Raw genomic sequence first — 19,408 nt, forward strand, 5'->3', positions numbered from 1 at the left:
CGAGCATCATGCCTCCGTAGGCGTCGGGGCCGACCCGGCGTCGACCGGGTGACCGAGGTAGACCTCCTGCACGCGCGGATCGGCCTGCACCTGGGCGACGGTGCCCTCGCTGAGCACCCGACCGGCGTGCAGCACGGTGACGGTACGCGCGAAGCGGCGCAGGAAGTCCATGTCGTGCTCGATCACCACCACCGTGCGGTCCTGGCTCACCTTCTCCAGCAGCTGCCCGGTGGCGTCGCGTTCCTCGTGGCTCATGCCGGCGACCGGCTCGTCGAGCAGCAGCAGCCGGGTGTCCTGCACCAGCAGCATGCCGATCTCCAGCCACTGCTTCTGCCCGTGGGCGAGGGTGCCGGCGAGCTGGTCGGCGCGGCTCGCCAGGCCGATCACGTCGAGCGCCTCGGCCACCTCGTCGGGCACGCCGTGGCGGCGGCGCAGCAACGTCGCCCAGCCGCGTCGGGCCCCGGCGGCGATGTCGAGGTTCTGCAACACGGTCAGCTCCTCGAACACCGTCGAGGTCTGGAAGGTGCGGCCGACGCCGAGCCGGCTGATCCGGTGCACCGGCCTGCCGAGCAGTTCCCGGTCGCCGAAGCGCACCGAGCCGGTGGCCCGGACCAGGCCGGTGACGGCGTCCACCAGAGTGGTCTTGCCGGCGCCGTTGGGCCCGATCAGGAACCGGATGTCGCCCGGGGCGACGTCGAGGGAGACCCCGTCGACGGCGGTGAAACCGTCGAAGCTGACCCGCAGGTCACGCACGTAGAGCCCGTGCAACTGCCCGGTCATGCCGCCCCCTCCCGTCGCCGAGGTCGAAATCGACCGAGTCGACTCGGGCGAGGTTCGCCGTCGTCGCGGCGGCGGGCCAGGCCGATCAGCGAGGCCAGGCCGCCGGGCAGGAACGCCACCACCACCACGAACAGCAGACCCTGAAGGTACGTCCAGGTGCCCGGGAAGCGCTCCGACAGGGCGGTACGCGCCCACGCCACCGCGACCGCCCCGAGGACCGGGCCGAGCAACGTGGCTCGCCCGCCGATGGCGACGCCGATGACGAACTCGATGGACGGCACGATCCCGATCAGCGCCGGGGAGATGATGCCCACCGCGGGCACGAAAAGCGCGCCGGCCAACCCGGCCATCCCGGCGGCGACCACGTACGCGACAAGCTTCACGGTGGCCGGGTCGTAGCCGAGGAAGCGGACCCGTTCCTCCGAGTCGCGGACGGCCACCAACAGCTCGCCGTAGCGGCTCTGCATCAGGTGCCGGGCCAGGGCCAGCAGCGCCAGCAGGGTGCCGGCGATGATGAAGTAGACCATCCGCTGGTTGACCGGGTCGTCCAGGTCGTAGCCGAAGAAGCCCTGGATGTCGGTGAGCCCGTTGGTGCCGCCGGTGGTGCCCTGCTGACCGATCAGCAGGATCACCATGGCGGCGGCGAGAGCCTGGCTGAGGATGGCGAAGTAGGCACCGCGCACCCGGCGGCGGAAGACCAACGATCCGAGTACGAAGGCGACAGCCATCGGCAGCAGCACCGTGGCGGGCAGGGCGAACCATGGGCTGGCGAACGGTCGCCACCACAGGGGCAACTCGTCGAGTTGCCCGTACAGCAGCATGAAGTCGGGCATGTTGCCCGGGCCCGCGTCGGCGAGCTTGAGATGCATGGCCATCGCGTAGCCGCCGAGGCCGAAGAAGACCCCCTGGCCGAGCGTGAGCATGCCGCCGCGCCCCCAGGCCAGGCCGATGCCGACCGCGACCATGGCCACGCAGAGGTACTTCGCCAGCAGGGAGAGCCGGAAGTCCGACAGCACCAGCGGCGCGACGGCGAAGAGCAGGGCCGCGCCGAAGGCGAATCCGACGGCGGCCCGGTACCGGTGGCGGGACGGTCCGGCCGCCGGTCTGGTCGGTGGTGCCGGCGCGGGGTCGGCGGCGGTGACGGGATCTCGGGCGACGGTGGTCATGCCAGACTCCTGGTGCGCAGGGTGAACAGGCCCTGGGGTCGCCACTGGAGGAACGCGACGATGGCGATGAAGACCATCACCTTGGCGACGCTGAGGGTGGTGAGGTATTCGCCGGTGGCCTGGAGCACGCCCAGGGCGAAGGCGACGATGACGGTGCCCTTGAGCTGGCCGATCCCGCCGACCACGACGACCAGGAAGGCGTCGATGATCAGGTTGGTGCCCATGGTGGGGCCGATCGGCCCGAGCAGGGTGAGGGCCACGCCGGCGATGCCGGCCAGGCCGGAGCCGATGAAGAAGGTCATCCGGTCGACCCGGGCGGTGGGGATGCCGGAGACGGCGGCCAGATCCCGGTTCTGCACGACGGCCCGGATCCGGCGACCCAGCGGGGTGACCCGCAGGGCCAGGGTCAACGCGACGACGGCGCCGCCGGCCAGGGCGAGGATGAACAACCGGTTGTTCGCCACGGTGATGCCGCCGGGCAGCGCGATGTTGCCGGTGAGCAGCTCCGGTGCGCGGGTCTGCACGTTGGGGCTGCCGAAGATGTCCCGGGCGAGCTGTTGCAGGATCAGCGACACCCCCCAGGTGACCAGCAGGGTGTCCAGCGGGCGGGCGTAGAGGCGGCGGATCAGCAGGAACTCCAGCAGCACACCCATCGCGCCGGCCACCACGAAGGCGACCGGCAGGGCGATCAGCAGCGACCAGCCGGCCGCGGTGATGACCTGTTGCAGGACGTAGGTGGTGTAGGCCCCGGCCATGATGAACTCGCCGTGGGCCATGTTGATCACGCCCATCTGGCCGAAGGTGAGGGCCAGGCCGAGCGCGATGAGCAGCAGCACCGCCCCGATGCTGACGCCGGTGAAGAGTTGGCCGATGAGAACTGTCACGGTGCGTACTCCGAACTGCTGGTGGGGGTGGGCCCGGGCGGTCGCGCCGCCCGGGCCCACCGGGTCAGCTCAGGCCACCGGCCCACGGGTAGCTCTTGAGGTACGGATCGGGGGTGATCGGTTGTCCGGAGTTCCAGACCTCGGTGATCAGACCGTCCGCACCGACCTTGCCGACGCGTGCCGTCTTGGCGATGTGCTGGGTGGCACCGTCCACGGTGACCAGCCCCTCGGGCGCCTCGAAGGTGATTCCGTCGGAGGCCTCCCTAACCTTCTCGACGTCGAAGGTGCCGGCCTTCTCGACCATCGCCTTCCACAGGTAGACCGAGACGTACGCGGCTTCCATCGGGTCGCTTGTCGGCTTGTCCGCCCCGTACTTGGCCTTGTACGCCGCGACGAACTTCTCGTTCGCCGCGCCGGGAGTGGTCTGGTAGTAGTTCCAGGCGGTGAGCTGGCCCTCCAGGTACTGGGTGCCGATGCTCTTGACCTCCTCCTCGGCGATCGACACCGACACCACAGGCATGGTGGCGGCGGTCAGCCCGGCGGACTTGTACTCCTTGAAGAACGCCACGTTGCTGTCGCCGTTGAGCGTGTTGAAGACCGCGTCCGCGCCGGAGGACTTCACCTTGTTCGTGATGGTGCCGAACTCGGTGGAGCCCAGCGGGGCGTAGTCCTCCCCCAGCACCTTCATCCCGTTGGCTTCGGCGTACGCCTTGATGATCTTGTTGGCGGTGCGCGGGAACACGTAGTCGGAGCCGACCAGGTAGAGCGAGGTGGCGCCCTGAGCCTTGAGGTAGTCCAGGCCGGGGACGATCTGCTGGTTGGTCGTGGCGCCGGTGTAGAAGATGTACGGCGACTGCTCCAGGCCCTCGTACTGCACCGGGTAGAACAGCAGCGCCTTGTTCTTCTCGAACACAGGCTTCACGGCCTTGCGGCTGGCCGAGGTCCAGCAGCCGAAGACGGCCGCCACGCGGTCCTCCCGGATCAGCTTCTCGGCCTTCTCGGCGAAGGTCGGCCAGTCCGAGGCGCCGTCCTCGCCGACGGGTTCGATCTTCTTGTCGAGCACGCCCCCGGCGGCGTTGATCTCCTCGATCGCCAGCATGATCGCGTCTCGGACGGTGACCTCGCTGATGGCCATCGTGCCGGAGAGGGAGTTGAGCAGGCCCACCTTGACGGTGTCGCCGGAGACATCGGCGGCGACTCCCGCCGAGGTGTTCCCATCGGTGGTCTTGCTGCCGCACGCGGCCAGCGCGGCCGCGGCGACCAGGGTCATGGCACCCGCCAGGATGCGGCGGCCCCGGATCAGTGTCATCAAATCTCCCTGCGTCGCGTGTGACGTCAGTCAGTGCCCGGGAACGGTCGTCGGCCCCGAGTCGAAGTGCGGATCTGTCTAACTGCGGTGCGGTCCGTCGGAACATTGGCGCTGCCCGGTACGGCGGGTGGACACCGACCCGGGCGGCGATTCGGATATCGGGCAGGGAAAGCTTCGATCCGTTTCATTGCACGGATGTTTCCCAGTCCTCAATAGAGTGTTTCCGCTGGCCCGGCCGCTCTGATGGGGGCACGAAAAATGCCGGTGCATCGCCGAGGAGAATCGGCAGAATGACACCGGCACACGATTTTCAGCCGCATTCGGCTGCGCTTTTCCGTCCCTCGTCGGACGGTGGTGATATCCGACGTGACGGTCGGATGCTTCACGTAGGAAGTATCTTGGCCGCCGGCCGGCGGAGCTGTCAAGGCACGGTCCGGTCACGCCCCGCTGGCATCACAGTTCAGTCAGGACGGTGAAGTCCAGGCCGTCGGCCTCGGCCAGGTAGATGCGCTGGCGGACATGCCTGCGGCGCAACCGCAGCTCGCCGCGCGGCCCGTCGTACGACACCACGTCCGCGGATGCCTCCACCGCCCGTACGTCAAGCGTGCCGGCCTTGGCGATCAGCGCGGCCAGCAACATCACACCCTCGTAGCAGGACTCCCCCAGGCTGCCCAGCGGTGGCGCCTCCAAGCCGAAGCGGCGACCGAAGCTGCCGTGGAAGTCGAGATTCTCCTGGGTCACCAGGCCGGCGAAGAAACCCGCCGTGCTGAACAACCCCCGGGTGTTGGCGGCACCGCTGGCGAGCAGCATGTTCTCGTCCATCAGGGTGCTCAGGCGCAGACAACGCTGGTCCAGCCCGGCGCGGGTGAACGCCCGGTTGAACCGGACCGCGTCCGCGCCCACGAGCAGCATGAGCACCGCGTCGGCGTCGCTGCGTTCGATGCGCCGCAGCACCTCCGCGTAGTCGTGGGTCTCCAACGGCAGGAAGTGCTGGCCGACCACGCGTCCGCCGCTGCGCAGCGCGTACCGGTGTGCCGCCCGGGTCGTCCGGCGCGGCCAGACGTAGTCGTTGCCGACCACGAACCAGCGGCGCACGCCGAGATCCCCGGCGAGCACCCGCATCGCCGGCCACAGCTGCGCATCCGGCGTCTCGCTGGTCAGGAAGACACCCTCGGTGCGCTCACCCCCCTCGTACAGGGCTGTGTAGACGTACGGCACCCGGTGCGCGATGCGCGGCGCCACCGCCTGTCGTACCGAGGAGATGTGCCAGCCGGTGACGCCCTGCACCGCGCCCACCGACACCAGCGCCTCCACCTCGGCGGCCACCTCGGCCGGCGGCGCCCCGCCGTCCACCGGCACCAGCCGCAACTCCCGGCCGAGCACACCGCCGCGCCGGTTCAGCTCCTCGACCGCGAGCTGCGCGCAGAGTTCACAGCTCGGGCCGAACATCCCCGCCGGCCCACGCATCGGATAGACCAAGGCGATACTGACCACGCCGCGATCGACGGTCAGCCAGGACGCCCCGGCGGTGATGCTCTCCCCCGCCTGCGGGCGCCCGGACCCCGGTGCCGGCGCGGACATGAACACATGGTGGCCGCCGCCGCTGGTGAAGACCAGCCCTCCCCAGTCAGCGGGACATCTCGCTACGATGACACCGCAACCGCGAGGCGGGAGTGCCATGTCAGACCTTCCCGGTTCCGCAGCCGACCTGTTACCCCTGCTCACCCGCGCCGAGCGGCTGCTCTCGCGCCGGGTCGGCGGGGTGCTCGCCGCCGAGTCCCTGAGCATCGAGGCGTGGCGGGTCCTCTGCCTGCTCGCCGACGGTCTCGGGCATCCGATGAGCGAGGTCGCCGCCGAGGCGTCGCTGCCGCCCGGCACCCTGACCAAGCTGGTCGACCAGCTCGTCGACCGCAACCTCGTCTTCCGCCGGATCGACCCCGTCGACCGTCGCCGCATCCGCGCCTACCTGACCGCACGGGGGCGTCGCGAGCACGAGCGGGTGGACGCCGAGATCCGCGCCGACCTGGCCGGGCTCAGCATGACGGACGACACCGATCTGGCCGGCCTCCTCGACGCCCTGATCACCCGCCTGGACTCCGGTCGCCGCACCCCAACCCCCGCCTGACCGGTTCACTGCCCGGTGCCGAGGGCGCCCCACACCCACGCAGCCCCGCACGCCGCGATCTTGCACCTTCGGTCGCCGATATGCACTATCTGCGGCTTACAACCCGACCAAAAGTGCAAGATCGCCGAACGCGGGGGTGGGTCAGCCGCCGTTGACGGGGCGGAATTGGGGGACGGTGTGGCGGGCGCGGGGGGTGGGGTTTGTGGTGCGGGCGACGGCGTCGAACATGGTCCGGCCGAGGACCGCGTGGGCGCGGACGGCCGGGTGGGTGCCGCCGTAGTTGTCCAGGTCGCCGAGAGAGTCGGCGAAGAAGGCGTACGTCAGGGTGGGTGCGCCGGTCGCGTCGAAGATGACGCCGGCCTCGTGCCGGGCGGCACCGGAGGCGTCGAAGTCGGCACCGTACTTGGTGGCGACCCGGCTGCGCTCGGCCGAGGACATGTCGCGGCGGATCCCGTCGTGGTAACCGTTGATCCAGCGCAGGATGCCGAGCAGGAAGTCACTTGACCGGGTCGAGAGCAGGGTCTTGTTGGCCAGCCGCCACAACAGGTCATGGGTCTCGCGCGGGGTCGTCACCCCGAGGAAGAATCGGTTCGGGTTGGCCACCGGCTCGACCCGAGTGTGCGTGAAGCCCTTGGTCGCCAGAATTTCGTTGATCTCCAGTGCCGGCACCACCCGGCCACACATCCGCACGGCCGTGTTGTCGGAGACGAGCAGCATCGCGGTGAGGAAGTTCGCCACAGTGACCTCGTCGCCCCAGACCGTCTGGAGGAAGTAGATCCCGCTGCCGCCGAGAATGATGTCGGCGCTCAGGTCGAGCCGCTGGTCCAGCCGCAGCTCGCCACGGTCGATCTTGTCCATGACGGCGACCGCGACCGCCAACTTCTGCACGCTGTACCCGTGGGTCACCCGGTCGGCGTCGTCGGCGATCACGGTCCGGAGGGCCCCGGTGGCGTCGAGCATCGCGACGTGCGAACGCCACACCCCGCCGGCCCGGGCCTTCTGCTGCCGGTACGTCCGGCGGATCACCTCTCGGGGCGACACCCTGCCGTTGGGCGCTGTGGCGTCGTCGCCCGGAGCGGCCACCGCACCGGACGGTGTCGCCGCCAACGTCACCGCTGCCGCACCGAACCCGATCGCGGCCCGACGACTGATCCGCTTAGTCATTGCCTCTCCCCAGGGTTTCCGTTGGCGCCGGCGAGCACCGGCACCTGACACACCCTGCCATATGACCACAAAGGACACTGCTGATACCGGACCGGTCAGAGTGCGCTTATCGTCTCCGGGGCCCGTTCCCGACGGGACAGTGCCCGCACCACCGCGAGCGGACCGTGCCGCCAGGCCGCGATCCGGGTGAGCAGGTCAGTTGTCAGTTCGGTGGCGGCGGCCGGCATCTCGGGCGTCGGCAGGCCCAGGCTGACCGCCAGATCATCGGTGTGCACCACCAGCTCCAACAGCCGGGTCAGCAGGAAGTCGTCGACGGCCAGTCCCCAGTCGCCGAGGTCGACGATCCGGTACGGCGGCTGTGCCGGCACTGTACGGCGCAGCTTCGCCAGAACCCCGTCCACCTCCACGGCGAGCTGGGCGGCGTCGGTCTCGGCGGCGGCCCGTTCACCCCGTTCGCGGATGTCGGTGTTGTCCGCCTCCTCCGCGCCGGTGGTGACCCAGCCGCTGCCGGTGAAGTGCGCCAGGACGTCGATCGCGGTTTGCCCGGGCGGCGCGTCGAGCAGCTCCGAAGTCCGGGTGATCTGGTTGGCGAGGTGCCGGGCCAGCCCGCCGGTCGAGTAGTACGGCAGGGCGCTCGGCGTCGTCCAGCGCTCCGCCAGCACCGGCGTACGCAGCAGCGAGGCGGCGACGTCGGCGGCGGCGAGGTAGGCGCTCCGGGTGGTGACGTCCTGGGACAACAGGCCCGGGTCGACGCGCAGGCCGAGGTCCGGCTGTCCCAGCCAGTCCAGTCGAGCCGAGGTCCGCTCGGCGTGTTCGGTCAGCAGCAGCCGCACGCGGTACGCGGCCAGCAGCATCGCCTGCAGGGAGTCCACCCCGAACGCGGCGTCGACCGCACCGTCGGCCAGCCCTTCGATCTGGAACGGGCAGCACCAGTCACCGCCCGGCAGCGGGTCGGGGTGCGGCTTGCCGAAACGGACGACCAGCTCCGACGTGCCGTCGTCAGGAAGGACCATCGCGATCCGCCGCTCGGCGACGACCTCACCCAACTCGTACAACCTCACGCTCCTCTCCCCCGGCCGAGGCAGCGATGGTATCCGCCGCGGTGTCGGGTTCGAGGTACTCCCGCAGGGTGTGCGCGTCCGGCGCGGTGGCGCTCCACAGGGTCGCCGGGCCGCCGGCCAGCGGCAGTCGGGCCCGCGTACCGCACACCGCAGCCGACTGCGCCGGTCGGGCCGGGTCCACGATCAGCAGCGAACCCGTAGCGGACGCGCCGGCCAACACCGTCGGTCCGGCCCAGCCGGCGGCGTTCGGCCCGACCGCCAGGGACTGCCGCAGCAGCGGCCGATCGTCCAGGTCGACCCAGGTGTTGATCTCCATGTTGCCGGGCTGCTCGCCGTGCCGCCCGCAGATCAGCTCGTCCCGCCAGTGCAGGGTGCCCCCGGCCGCGACGGCCACCTGCGAGTCCGCGACGTGCGCGCAGCCGGCCGCCGCGACCAGTTGCTCGGGCAGCCAGAACAGGGCCGCCCGCTCGGCGACGGTGGCCCGGAGAAGCGTCCGGGACACCGCGCCGGGGCGGCCCGGCAGCGCGACGGACGCGGCCACCGTGTGCACACGGACCACCGCGCCGGGGCCGACCTCGACGTCCAGCCGCAGGTCGTCGCCGGCGAGCGGACCGGCCGCTCCGCCGACGACGTACACCGTGACACCACCACCGGGGGCCGGTACCTGGCGCAGCAGCAGCGGGCTCTCGCCGCGCAGTTCGGCCAGCACGGTCTGGCCGCGCCGGTCGACGCGGGCCACCAGCCGGGCGGTGGCCCGCATCAGGCCTGCCCGGCGGGTACCGGGCCGGCCGGCGTGGACTGCGCGGCCCGGTGGTGGGCCAGTTCGTGACGGATCCAGGCGGCGACCTGGGTCGCCAGGGGATCCTCGCTGATGGACTGGAACACCGTCGGCAGGTCGCCCCGACGGGCCCGGGCGTCGCGGTCCATCACGGACAGGTCGGCACCGACCATCGGCGCCAGGTCGGTCTTGTTGATGACCAGCAGGTCGGCCGCGGTCACCCCGGGGCCGCCCTTGCGGGGCACCTTGTCCCCGCCGGCCACGTCCACCACGAAGATCTGCCGGTCCACCAGGCCCCGGCTGAACGTGGCGGTCAGGTTGTCGCCACCGCTCTCCACCAGCACCAGGTCCAACGGGCCCAACGCGTCGGTCAGCTCGTCGACGGCGTCGAGGTTGGCGCCGATGTCGTCTCGGATGGCGGTGTGCGGGCAGCAGCCCGTCTCCACCGCCCTGATCCGGGTCGGATCGAGCACCCCGGCGCGCTTGAGGAAGTCGGCGTCCTCGGTGGTGTAGATGTCGTTCGTCACCACGCCGAGGCGCAACTCGTCGGCGAACGCCCGGCACAGCGCCGCGACCAGCGCGGTCTTGCCGGAGCCGACCGGGCCGCCGATGCCGACCCGCAACGCCCGCGCGGCAGTCGGTAGCGGGGCGTGCGGGTCGACCCCCGGCTCGGGGTGGGTGTGGGGAACGGACTCGTCGTGATCGAATTCAGGACGCAAAGAGACGCACCTCCCAGGTGACGTGAGCTTCGGCATGGATGTCGGCGAGTGGAGCGGCGGCGGCGGGCAGCCGCTCCGGTGGTTCCTCGGCGGCGCGGGCCGCCCGCGCCGCGGTGGCGTCGCAGGTGCCGGCGAGCCGCACCAGCAGGGCCTGCACCTGGTACGGGTCGAGGCCGAGCAGGCGTACGGCGGCACTGGCCGAGCCGGTCACCGTCGCGTGGGCGGCGACCGTGGCAACCTGTCCGGGGTTGAGACCGGCGGCGGCACCGACCAGCCCCAGCACCAGCGGCTGGTGTGGCCCGTCCGGCGCGGCGGGCAGGTCGTCGAAGGTGGCCTGCGGCCAGATCCGGCGACCGGCTCGCAGCAGTGCGCGGCCCTGCCGGCGGGACACCGACCGCTGCGCGGGCGAGGCGGTCCGGGCGTCCAGTTCGGCGTCGAGTCGGGCCAGCGCGGCGGAGCGGCCGGCCGACCACGCCACGCCACGGGCCGCCGCCGCGAACGCCGCCGTGACCAGTCCCGCAGTGGCCAGCCGACCCCGCAGGTACTCCGCCAGGGTGTCCAGATCGGTCACCCGGCCGGCGGCGACGGCTGCCTCCAATCCGGCCGAGTGGGCGTGCGCGCCGGCCGGGAACCGCCCGTCGGCGAGGAGCAGCAGCATCGTCGGGGTGGCCATCAGAACAGGAAGTACCGCTGGGCCATGGGCAGTTCGGTCACCGGATCCGGCTCCACCACCACGCCGTCGATCCGGGCGGTGAAGGTGTCCGGGTCGACCTCGATGCGCGGCAGGGCGTTGTTCTCCGGCAGGTCGGTCTTGCCGCGCGACCGTACGTCGGCCACCGGCACCACCCGACGCCGCACGTCCAACCGCAGCCCGGCCTCCACCGCCGCGGGTGCCACGAACGCCAGGCTGGTGGCGGCAGCCGCGCCGCCGTACGCCCCGAACATCGGTCGGGGCAGCATCGGCTGCGGGGTGGGGATCGAGGCGTTCGCGTCACCCATCTGCGCGTACGCGATCATGCCGCCCTTGATGACCAGGTGCGGTCGTACGCCGAAGAAAGCCGGCTCCCACAGCACCAGATCGGCGAGCTTGCCCGGCTCCACCGACCCGATCTCGTGGTCGAGTCCGTTGGCCATGGCCGCGCAGATGGTGTACTTCGCGACGTACCTACGGGCCCGGTGGTTGTCGGCGGCGCCGTCGCCGGGCAGGGCGCCCACCCGCGCCTTCATCACGTGTGCGCTCTGCCAGGTACGCAGCACGATCTCTCCGATCCGCCCCATCGCCTGCGAGTCGGAGCCGATGATGGAGATCGCCCCGAGGTCGTGCAGCAGGTCCTCGGCCGCCATCGTGGACGGTCGGATCCGACTCTCGGCGAACGCCAGGTCCTCCGGCACGGCCGGGTTGAGATGGTGGCAGACCATCAGCATGTCGAGGTGCTCGGCGAGGGTGTTGCGGGTGTACGGGCGGGTCGGGTTGGTCGACGACGGCAGCACGTTCGGCTCACCGGCGACGGTGATGATGTCCGGCGCGTGCCCGCCGCCGGCGCCCTCGGTGTGGTACGAGTGGATCGCCCGGCCGCCGATGGCGCGCAGGGTGTCGGCGACGAATCCGGCCTCGTTGAGCGTGTCGGTGTGGATGGAGACCTGCACGCCGGAGGCGTCGGCGACCCGCAGGCAGGCGTCGATCGCCGCCGGGGTGGTGCCCCAGTCCTCGTGCAGCTTGAACCCGCCGGCCCCGGCCCGCAACTGCTCCCACAGCGCCTCCTCCGAGACGGTGTTGCCCTTGCCGAGCAGCAGCACGTTGACCGGGAACGTGTCGAGGGCCTCGTGCATCCGGGCCAGGTGCCAGGCGTTCGGGGTGACGGTGGTGGCCCGGGTGCCCTCCGCCGGGCCGGTGCCGCCGCCGACCAGGGTGGTGACTCCGCTGGCGAGCGCCTCGGCGACCAGTTGTGGGCAGATGAAGTGCACGTGGGTGTCGACCGCCCCGGCGGTGAGAATCCGGCCGTTGCCGGCGATCACCTCGGTGGCCGGGCCGATGACCAGGTCCGGATGGACACCGTCCATGGTGTCCGGGTTGCCGGCTCGGCCAAGCGCGACGATCCGCCCGTCGCGCAGCCCGACGTCGGCCTTCACCACCCCCCAGTGGTCGAGGACGACCGCACCGGTGATGACGGTGTCCAGGGCGCCCTCGGCGCGGGTGGCCCGGGACTGACCCATCGACTCGCGAATCACCTTGCCGCCGCCGAAGACCGCCTCGTCACCGCCGGCACAGTGGTCGTGCTCGATCTCGATCAGCAGGTTCGTGTCGGCCAGCCGGATCCGGTCTCCGGTGGTCGGCCCGTAGAGGGCCACGTAGCGGTTCCGCTCCACGATGCTCACGCCTTCCGTCCTTCGTCCAGCGCTCCGGCGCACTCGCCGCGCAGGCCCGGCACGATCCGCGCGCCACCCAGCGGCACCAGGTCCACCCGGCGGCTCACGCCCGGCTCGAACCGCACCGAGGTGCCGGCCGGTACCGCGAGCCGCTGCCCCCAGGCGGCGTCCCGGTCGAAATCCAGCGCCGGGTTGGCCTCGGCGAAGTGGTAGTGCGACCCGACCTGCACCGGCCGGTCACCGGTGTTGACCACCAGCAGCGTGGTCACCGGCCGCCCGGCGTTGATCTCGACAGGCCCGTCCGCCGGCAGGATCTCCCCGGGGATCACGGGATCGGGTGGTGCACAGTCACCAGTTTGGTGCCGTCCGGGAACGTCGCCTCCACCTGCACCTCCCCCAGCAACTCGGGGATGCCGTCCTGCACGTCGTCCCGGCTGAGCACGGTGCGTCCGGCGGCCATCAGGTCGACCACGGACGCACCGTCGCGGGCCCCTTCGAGCAGGAAGGCGGTGATCACCGCGACGGCTTCCGGATAGTTGAGACGCAGGCCGCGCTCGCGGCGACGTCGGGCGACGTCGGCCGCCACGTGGACGAGCAGGCGGTCCTGCTCGTGAGGGGTGAGATACACGGGTGCTCCCGGTGGATGTCCGCGCTCCCGACGCCGCCGGCCCGGCGCCTCGACGCGCCGCCGCACGGTTCGGGGTTCGCCCGCCGGCCCGACCCGCCACGCGCATCGGGCCTGGGAGTTCCACCCTCCCGGCCCACGTGACGGATCACCGGCGGTGGCTTCTCGGATGCGGACCGCACCGCCCACCGCTCAGCAGACGGTAAGGGATCACGCGCTTCCCCGGCAACACCCCAACCGGCGTACGCCCCGGGTGGGAGGTCGGCGTACGGGGGGTCGGGGTGAGGGTGGTCATAACGGGTGGACGCTGGGCGGTCAGCGGCTGCTAGCCTCGGCCGCAGGTCATGAGTGCCAGCGCCAAGCCCCGGCTCGCTGGCCGGCAACCCTCCACCGCGCAGGGGTGCCCCGGGTGAGGACCAGGCATCGGTGCAACCACCGGTGCAAGCGTGGCCTGGGTTCCCAGGTCATCACGACCTTGAGGAGAACCATGTCGTACCGCGATCGATCTGTGGCCCGCCCGGGCCTGACCCGGCGTCGGCACGTCGACATGATGCGGGTCTGTAGCGCCGCGTGTAGCTGACCGCAGCGCCCCGGTCACTGATCCCTGACGGGTCGGCTGACCGATCTGTCATCGATCCCCATCCCAGCGGTCCGCCCTGCGGCGGACCGTCGGTGTGGCACGTCCGTGCCCGCCGCAGCTCAACCAGGAGACACCTGTGCGATTCCTTCCTGCCCTGACCCGGGCCGCCGCCGTCGGCGTCGCCGCCATCCTCGGCGCCGCCACCCTCACCGCCTGCGGCTCGAACTCCGCCGGCAACGCGGCCGACAACCCGTACAACCTGGTGCAGCCGGGCGTGCTGCGGGCCGGCACCATTACCGACGCACCACCGAACGTGTACCTCAAGGACGGCAAGTTCACCGGCTTCGACAACGACCTGCTGGTCGCCGCCGCCGACAAGCTCGGCCTGACTGTGGAGTTCGTCGGCACCGACTTCTCCGCCCTGCTCGCCCAGGTCGGCAACCGCAAGTTCGACGTCGGCAGCTCCTCGATCACCATCACCGAGGCACGCAAGAAGACGGTGGACTTCGGCAACGGGTACGACTTCGGCTACTTCGGGCTCGACGTGCCCGCCGGATCGGCGCTGCGCAGCTTCGACGAACTGCCCGGCAAGCGGGTGGTGGTCGTGCAGGGCACCGTCCAGGACGACTACGCCACGAACAAGGGCCTCGACCCGGTCCGGGTGCCCGACTACAACGGCGCGATCAACCAGCTCAAGGCCGGTACCGCCGACGCCTGGATCGCCCCCGCCGAGATCGGCGAGAAGACCGCCGCGGACAGCGGCGGCAAGATCACGGTGGCGGCGAAGGAACTCAGCCCGGCACCGACGGCGTACGCCTTCGCCAAGGGCAACGACGCGCTGCGCGAGGCGCTGAACCGGGCCCTCGACGAGGTGATCGCCGACGGCACCTGGACCCGCCTTCAGGAGCAGTACTACCCGGGCCGGCCGATCCCGGTCGACTTCACCCCGGGCAGTGGCGAGGTGTCGGCTCCGGCCGCTTCCTGACGGTAGGAGCACGAGCGAGCAGGGCGGAGGTTGACCCGTGGATCCGTTGCACACCCTGTGGGAGACGTTCTTCGACTGGGAGTCGATGCGTGAGGCGTTACCCGAGATGCTCACCGTCGGGTTGCCGAACACGCTGATCCTGGCGGTCACCGCCGCCCTGCTCGGCTCGGCACTCGGCATCCTGCTGGCGGTGGCGGGAATCTCGCGTACCCGCTGGCTGCAGTGGCCGGCGCGGGTCTGGACCGACGTGTTCCGGGGCCTGCCGGCGGCGGCGACGATCCTGCTGATCGGGGTCGGCCTGGCCCCGCTGGGCATGCAGGTGTGGGGGCCGAACCCGTACCCGTTGGGCATCCTGGCGCTGTCGCTTATCGCGTCGGCGTACCTCGGGGAGATCTTCCGCTCGGGTATCCAGTCGGTGGAGGCCACCCAGTTGGAGGCGGCCCGTGCGCTGGGCTTCTCCTGGCGCGAGGCGATGCGGAGGGTGATCATCCCGCAGGGCATCCGGCGGATCCTGCCGGCCTGGGTCAACCAGCTCATCGCCCTGATCAAGGACTCCAGCCTGGTCTACTTCCTCGGCCTGCTGGCCAGTCAGCGCGAGCTGTTCCGGATCGGTCAGGACTACGCGGCCAACACCGGCAACCAGTCGGCGCTGCTGCTGGCTGGGCTGTTCTACCTCGCGCTGACCGTGCCGCTGACCCACGCCGTCAACTGGATCGACAAGCGACTGCGGCACGGCCGGCCGGCGGCCGGACCGACCGACGACCCCGACGACCTGGACCTGGCGCTGCCCGGCGCCGCCGGAGGCAACCAACGATGAACACCTCGGTCAGCCTGAGCCTGCGCGACGTGCACCTCGCCTTCGGGCGTCACCGGGTACTGCGCGGGGTGGACCTGGACGTGGCGCGCGGCGGCACCGCGTGCGTCATCGGCCCGTCCGGGTCGGGCAAGTCCACCCTGCTGCGTACCGTCAACCGGCTCCTCGAACCGGACCGGGGCGACGTGCTGCTGGACGGGCGCAGCGTGCTGCGCGACGACCCGGACGCCCTGCGGCAGCGGATCGGCATGGTGTTCCAGCAGTTCAACCTCTTCCCGCACATGAGCGTGCTGCGCAACATCACGCTGCCGTTGCGTCGCATCCGCCGGCTCGGCGAGGACGAGGCGGTGGCCCGGGCCCGGGCCGAACTCGACCGGGTCGGCCTGGCCGCCAAGGCCGACGCCCGGCCCGCTCACCTGTCCGGCGGCCAGCAGCAGCGGGTCGCCATCGCACGGGCCCTGGCCATGCAGCCCCAGGTGATGCTCTTCGACGAGGCCACCTCCGCGCTCGACCCGGAACTGGTCAAGGGGGTGCTGGCGCTGATGGCGGAGCTGTCCGCCCAGGGCATGACGATGGTGGTGGTGACCCACGAGATGGGCTTCGCCCGCCAGGTCGCCGATACGGTCGCCTTCATGGACGCCGGGGTGGTGCTGGAGGCCGGCGAGCCGGAGTCCGTCTTCGAGTCGCCGCAGCACCCCCGGCTACGCCGCTTCCTGTCCCAGGTGCTGTGACCTCGGGCAGTCGTTGGTCAGCGACGGCGGCCGGCGAGGATCGCGAGGGTCTCCCGGCGCACCTCGTCGGGCTCCCGCACGAGGCGACGGTGGCTGAACCTGACCACCAGGATGCCGACCGTGGCGAGTAACGCGTCGCGCCGCAGATCGATCTCACGCTGGCGCGGGTCGCCGTGCGAGGTGGCACCGTCCAGCTCGATGTTGACTCGCTCCTGCTCGGCGAACAGGTCCAGGTACATGGTTCGCTTGTTCACCCGGACACGCACCTGTCGCATCAGCACCGGCATCCCCGGACCGGTGAAGACCCGGTCATGACCCCAGATCTCCAGCGGGCTGCGGCAGCCGTCGACGTAGACCGCCGGCAGCACGCGACGCAGCCAGCCACTGCGGTACGCCCGCCGCAACGTCCACGGCGGTACCACCTCAAGGGCCTGGGCGCGGGTCACCACACCACCACCAGCCTCGACGAGCGATCGGAGCACGGCATCCACGGCGACCGAGCCTGCCCCAGGCCACGCCGACCCCGCAGCCCCCTGTGGACGCCGCGACAAGCTGTGCACAACACGTCGTCCCAGCGCTGCTTGTGATAGGGGTCTTGATCGTTTGCAGTCGAGTGACAGTGGCAGCGGCGTGTCGAGTCACTCGTCTGCAAACGATCAAGACGGATCAGGCGGGCTCAGGCGGGCTCAGGTGGGGGTGTCGCGGCGGCGGAAGGTGGTTAGGCCGAGCGCGAGCAGCGCGGCGGCGACGGCGGTGAGCACCACCAGGGGCAGGACGGTGACGTCGACGGCGGGCACCGACGGCACATGGGTGTACGGGGAGAGGTTCAGCGCCGCCTGCGGCAGGTCCAGCGCGGCACCCAGCTGGCCGAGCAGCAGGAACACGATGAGCACCGCCCAGCTCAACGCGACCGACAGACGCGGCAGCGCGCCGAACAGGGCGGTCACCACCCCGGCGACGACAAGCAGGGCCGGCAACCACAGCAGCGCCGCACCTGTCAGCTCGACGGTCCAGCCGACCGGGTCACCGACCGCCAGCCCGTACCCGAGGCCGGTGGTGGCACCGGCCAGCAGCATCAGCGCCAGCGCACCGAGCACCGCGCCGGCCACCTGAGTGCCCAACCACCGGTAGCGGCTGACGGCAGTGGCGAGCAACGGTTCGAGGATGCCGTCGGACTCGTCGCCACGCACCCGCAGCAGGGCCTGCACGACGTACGCCCCGAGGGTCAGGGCGAACAGCGCGAGCATCGCCGCCAGGAAGGCGTCGACCAGGTCGGCCCCGCCGCCGAGTTGGGCGATCGCCTCGGCGGCGGCCGGGTTGTCGGCGATCATGTCGTCGACCTCGTTGCCGGCCAGGCCCATGGCGAGGCCGAGCACCGCGACCGCGACCGCCCAGCCGGTCAACGCGCCACGGTGCAGACGCCAGGTGAGTCCGGCCGGGCTGAGCAGGCCGGCGGCGGCGGTGGCCGGCCCCCGGCGGGCGGCGAGCAGGCCGGCCCCAAGGTCGCGCCGTTCGGCGAGCGCGTACGCCCCGGCAACCCCGACGACCAGCAGGGCGACCGGCAGCGCGAGAACCCACCACCGCTCGCCGCCGAAGGCACGGATCTGGGTGCCCCAGCCCAGCGGCGACAACCAGGTCGGCCAGGCGCTGTCCAGGCGTACCGCGTCGGCGGCGCGTTGACCGAGCACGTCACCGGTGGCCCGCAGCAGGAACGCCACCCCGACCGTGGCGGCGGCGAGCGCGTTCGCACCCCGGGAGGTCACCGAGAGTTGGGCGGTGACGGCGGCCACCCCGGTGAAGGCGAGGCCGACCCCGACGATCGCGGCGGCGGCGGCCACCGAGCCGGCGGCCGGCAGCCCGGCACCGACGAAGGCGAGCGCGAGCAGCGCACCGGCCAGCACGTTGGCGCCGACCACGACGACCAGGGCCGCGGTGAGCAGCGCGTACCTGCCGACGGCGGCAGCGCCGAGCAGTTCCGCGCGGCCGGTCTCCTCGTTCTGCCGGGTGTGCCGGACCACGGCGAAGGTGCTGAGCAGCGCGGCGAGCACGGCCAGGGTGAGGTACGTCTCGGTGACCACCACGGCACCGAGGTCGGTGCTGGCGACCGGGCCGTTGAAGGCGCGGGCGACGACACTTGTGTTGGCCACCTCGGCGTACCCGATGCGGTTCTGCTCGTCGGGGTAGATGCTGGCCACGCTCTCGGCGAGGGCGTAGCCGATCAGCGGGCTGCCGAGCGTCCAGATGGCCAGGCGGACCCGGTCGCGACGCAGGGCCAGCCGGGTGAGCCGGCCGGTTCCGGTGAAGGCGCTCATCGGGTGCCTCCGGTCGTCGCCTGCCGGTCACCGTTGACGGCCTCGCCGTAGTGCCGCAGGAACAGTTCCTCAAGCGTGGGCGGTGTGCTGGTCAGCGCGCGGACCTCGAAACGGACCAGGTGGGCCAGGAGCGCGTCGAGGTGCTCGGGCTCGACCTCCAGCCGGACGCGACCGTCGACCGGGCGAACCTCGTGCACGCCGGGCAGCTCCGTGAGGCCGGTCGCCGGCCGTCCGGTCTCGACGGTGACTGTGGTACGCGCCAGGTGCCGCAGCTCGGACAGCGTGCCGGACTCGACGATCCGGCCCTCCCGGATGATGCTGACCCGGTCGCAGAGCGCCTCGACCTCGGCCAGCACATGGCTGGAGAGCAGGACGCTGGCGCCGGCCTGGGTGAGCTGGCGGACCTCCTCCTGGAACACCGCCTCCATCAGCGGGTCCAACCCGGAGGTGGGCTCGTCCAGCACGTACAGCTCGACGTCGGAGGCGAAGGCGGCGACGATGGCGACCTTCTGCCGGTTGCCCTTCGAGTAGGTGCGGCACTTCTTCGTCGGGTCCAGATCGAAGCGTCGCAGCAGTTCGTCACGGCGACGCCGGTCCAACCCGCCGCGCAGCGCGCCGAACAGGTCGATCGCCTCCCCGCCGGAGAGGTTGGGCCAGAGGTTGACATCGCCCGGCACGTACGCCAAGCGCCGGTGCAGCGTGACGGCGTCGCGCCACGGGTCGCCGTCGAGGATGCGGACCTGCCCCGAGTCGCGGCGCAGCAGGCCGAGCAGGATCCGGATGGTGGTGGACTTGCCCGAGCCGTTGGGTCCGAGGAATCCGTGCACCTCCCCCGGTTCCACCGTCAGGTCGAGCCCGTCGAGCGCGCGTACGCCGCCGAAGGTCTTGACGAGGTTCTCGATGGAGATCACGGACATGGTGCCTCCCGTCGTACGGTGTCTACCGGACCACTGTACTGACCGATGGTAAGGGGTCGATACGAGGCGTCCCGCCCGGCGGTCAGGAGGC

20 protein-coding genes and 1 riboswitch are annotated in these 19,408 nt (G+C 71.3%); of the genes, 4 read left to right on the forward strand and 16 right to left on the reverse strand.

Annotation, left to right across the window (positions count from 1 at the left end):
* Positions 1-6: 6 nt before the first annotated feature.
* From urtD to ACN26Z_RS17945, 5 genes are all read right to left on the reverse strand, one after another.
* On the reverse strand, positions 7-780 hold the full coding sequence (gene urtD / locus ACN26Z_RS17925; RefSeq protein ID WP_421462473.1) for an urea ABC transporter ATP-binding protein UrtD: 774 nt from the start codon (positions 778-780) through the stop codon (positions 7-9).
* Positions 777-1,946 (reverse strand): urea ABC transporter permease subunit UrtC, encoded by a 1,170-nt coding sequence (gene urtC, locus ACN26Z_RS17930; protein WP_421462474.1) that lies wholly within the window; start codon positions 1,944-1,946, stop codon positions 777-779. Before urtC ends, urtD begins: the two co-directional genes overlap by 4 nt.
* Positions 1,943-2,830: an urea ABC transporter permease subunit UrtB gene (gene urtB, locus ACN26Z_RS17935; protein ID WP_093406136.1), complete on the reverse strand. Its 888-nt coding sequence runs from the start codon at positions 2,828-2,830 to the stop codon at positions 1,943-1,945. The genes urtC and urtB overlap by 4 nt, the downstream gene beginning before the upstream one ends.
* Before the next feature lie 64 nt (positions 2,831-2,894).
* Complete coding sequence (urtA, locus tag ACN26Z_RS17940; RefSeq protein WP_093405844.1) at positions 2,895-4,139, reverse strand: urea ABC transporter substrate-binding protein; 1,245 nt, start codon at positions 4,137-4,139, stop codon at positions 2,895-2,897.
* 453 nt (positions 4,140-4,592) lie between these two features.
* Positions 4,593-5,720 (reverse strand): substrate-binding domain-containing protein, encoded by a 1,128-nt coding sequence (locus ACN26Z_RS17945; RefSeq protein ID WP_421462477.1) that lies wholly within the window; start codon positions 5,718-5,720, stop codon positions 4,593-4,595.
* A 97-nt stretch (positions 5,721-5,817) separates the two neighbouring features.
* Between ACN26Z_RS17945 and ACN26Z_RS17950 the strand changes: the two genes are divergently transcribed.
* Positions 5,818-6,264, forward strand: a complete 447-nt coding sequence (locus ACN26Z_RS17950) for a MarR family winged helix-turn-helix transcriptional regulator (RefSeq protein WP_093405847.1) — start codon at positions 5,818-5,820, stop codon at positions 6,262-6,264.
* 141 nt (positions 6,265-6,405) lie between these two features.
* On the opposite strand, the gene ACN26Z_RS17955 is transcribed toward ACN26Z_RS17950, so the two are convergent.
* The 8 genes from ACN26Z_RS17955 to ACN26Z_RS17990 form a co-directional block, all read right to left on the reverse strand.
* Positions 6,406-7,428, reverse strand: a complete 1,023-nt coding sequence (locus ACN26Z_RS17955) for a serine hydrolase (protein ID WP_282238288.1) — start codon at positions 7,426-7,428, stop codon at positions 6,406-6,408.
* Positions 7,429-7,523: 95 nt separating this feature from the next.
* The gene (locus tag ACN26Z_RS17960) at positions 7,524-8,489 is read right to left on the reverse strand and encodes a DUF6968 family protein (protein WP_282238287.1); all 966 of its coding nucleotides are present in this window, start codon (positions 8,487-8,489) and stop codon (positions 7,524-7,526) included.
* A complete protein-coding gene (locus tag ACN26Z_RS17965; protein ID WP_421462479.1) occupies positions 8,467-9,249 on the reverse strand; it encodes an urease accessory protein UreD in 783 nt (260 codons plus the stop codon). The genes ACN26Z_RS17960 and ACN26Z_RS17965 overlap by 23 nt, the downstream gene beginning before the upstream one ends.
* Entirely contained in the window at positions 9,249-9,986 is a 738-nt protein-coding gene (ureG, locus tag ACN26Z_RS17970) for an urease accessory protein UreG (RefSeq protein WP_170863470.1), read from the reverse strand. Before ureG ends, ACN26Z_RS17965 begins: the two co-directional genes overlap by 1 nt.
* Positions 9,976-10,659: an urease accessory protein UreF gene (locus ACN26Z_RS17975; RefSeq protein WP_093405858.1), complete on the reverse strand. Its 684-nt coding sequence runs from the start codon at positions 10,657-10,659 to the stop codon at positions 9,976-9,978. The genes ureG and ACN26Z_RS17975 overlap by 11 nt, the downstream gene beginning before the upstream one ends.
* Positions 10,659-12,362: an urease subunit alpha gene (locus ACN26Z_RS17980; protein ID WP_421462482.1), complete on the reverse strand. Its 1,704-nt coding sequence runs from the start codon at positions 12,360-12,362 to the stop codon at positions 10,659-10,661. Before ACN26Z_RS17980 ends, ACN26Z_RS17975 begins: the two co-directional genes overlap by 1 nt.
* A complete protein-coding gene (locus ACN26Z_RS17985; RefSeq protein WP_282238283.1) occupies positions 12,359-12,682 on the reverse strand; it encodes an urease subunit beta in 324 nt (107 codons plus the stop codon). The genes ACN26Z_RS17980 and ACN26Z_RS17985 overlap by 4 nt, the downstream gene beginning before the upstream one ends.
* On the reverse strand, positions 12,679-12,981 hold the full coding sequence (locus tag ACN26Z_RS17990) for an urease subunit gamma (protein ID WP_093405864.1): 303 nt from the start codon (positions 12,979-12,981) through the stop codon (positions 12,679-12,681). The genes ACN26Z_RS17985 and ACN26Z_RS17990 overlap by 4 nt, the downstream gene beginning before the upstream one ends.
* A 337-nt stretch (positions 12,982-13,318) precedes the next feature.
* Positions 13,319-13,431, forward strand: a riboswitch (SAM riboswitch).
* A gap of 263 nt (positions 13,432-13,694) precedes the next feature.
* On the opposite strand from ACN26Z_RS17990, the gene ACN26Z_RS17995 reads away from it, so the two are divergent.
* The 3 genes from ACN26Z_RS17995 to ACN26Z_RS18005 are packed head-to-tail and all read left to right on the forward strand — an operon-like array spanning position 13,695 to position 16,088.
* Positions 13,695-14,543: an ABC transporter substrate-binding protein gene (locus ACN26Z_RS17995; RefSeq protein ID WP_421462484.1), complete on the forward strand. Its 849-nt coding sequence runs from the start codon at positions 13,695-13,697 to the stop codon at positions 14,541-14,543.
* A gap of 37 nt (positions 14,544-14,580) precedes the next feature.
* On the forward strand, positions 14,581-15,360 hold the full coding sequence (locus tag ACN26Z_RS18000) for an amino acid ABC transporter permease (protein ID WP_421462485.1): 780 nt from the start codon (positions 14,581-14,583) through the stop codon (positions 15,358-15,360).
* Positions 15,357-16,088 (forward strand): amino acid ABC transporter ATP-binding protein, encoded by a 732-nt coding sequence (locus ACN26Z_RS18005; RefSeq protein ID WP_282238280.1) that lies wholly within the window; start codon positions 15,357-15,359, stop codon positions 16,086-16,088. Before ACN26Z_RS18000 ends, ACN26Z_RS18005 begins: the two co-directional genes overlap by 4 nt.
* Positions 16,089-16,105: 17 nt before the next feature.
* Here the strand turns inward: ACN26Z_RS18005 and ACN26Z_RS18010 are convergent, their stop codons facing one another.
* From ACN26Z_RS18010 to ACN26Z_RS18020, 3 genes are all read right to left on the reverse strand, one after another.
* The gene (locus ACN26Z_RS18010) at positions 16,106-16,579 is read right to left on the reverse strand and encodes a DUF559 domain-containing protein (protein WP_421462487.1); all 474 of its coding nucleotides are present in this window, start codon (positions 16,577-16,579) and stop codon (positions 16,106-16,108) included.
* A 195-nt stretch (positions 16,580-16,774) separates the two neighbouring features.
* Positions 16,775-18,400 carry an ABC transporter permease gene (locus ACN26Z_RS18015; protein WP_421462488.1) on the reverse strand — a complete coding sequence of 542 codons (1,626 nt, stop codon included), beginning with the start codon at positions 18,398-18,400 and terminating at the stop codon, positions 16,775-16,777.
* On the reverse strand, positions 18,397-19,317 hold the full coding sequence (locus ACN26Z_RS18020) for an ABC transporter ATP-binding protein (RefSeq protein ID WP_093405890.1): 921 nt from the start codon (positions 19,315-19,317) through the stop codon (positions 18,397-18,399). Before ACN26Z_RS18020 ends, ACN26Z_RS18015 begins: the two co-directional genes overlap by 4 nt.
* Positions 19,318-19,408: the final 91 nt, after the last annotated feature.

Origin of the sequence: Verrucosispora sp. WMMD703 (genome assembly GCF_049178935.1) — a bacterium.
In the GTDB taxonomy this organism is placed as follows: Bacteria; Actinomycetota; Actinomycetes; order Mycobacteriales; family Micromonosporaceae; genus Micromonospora; species Micromonospora sediminimaris.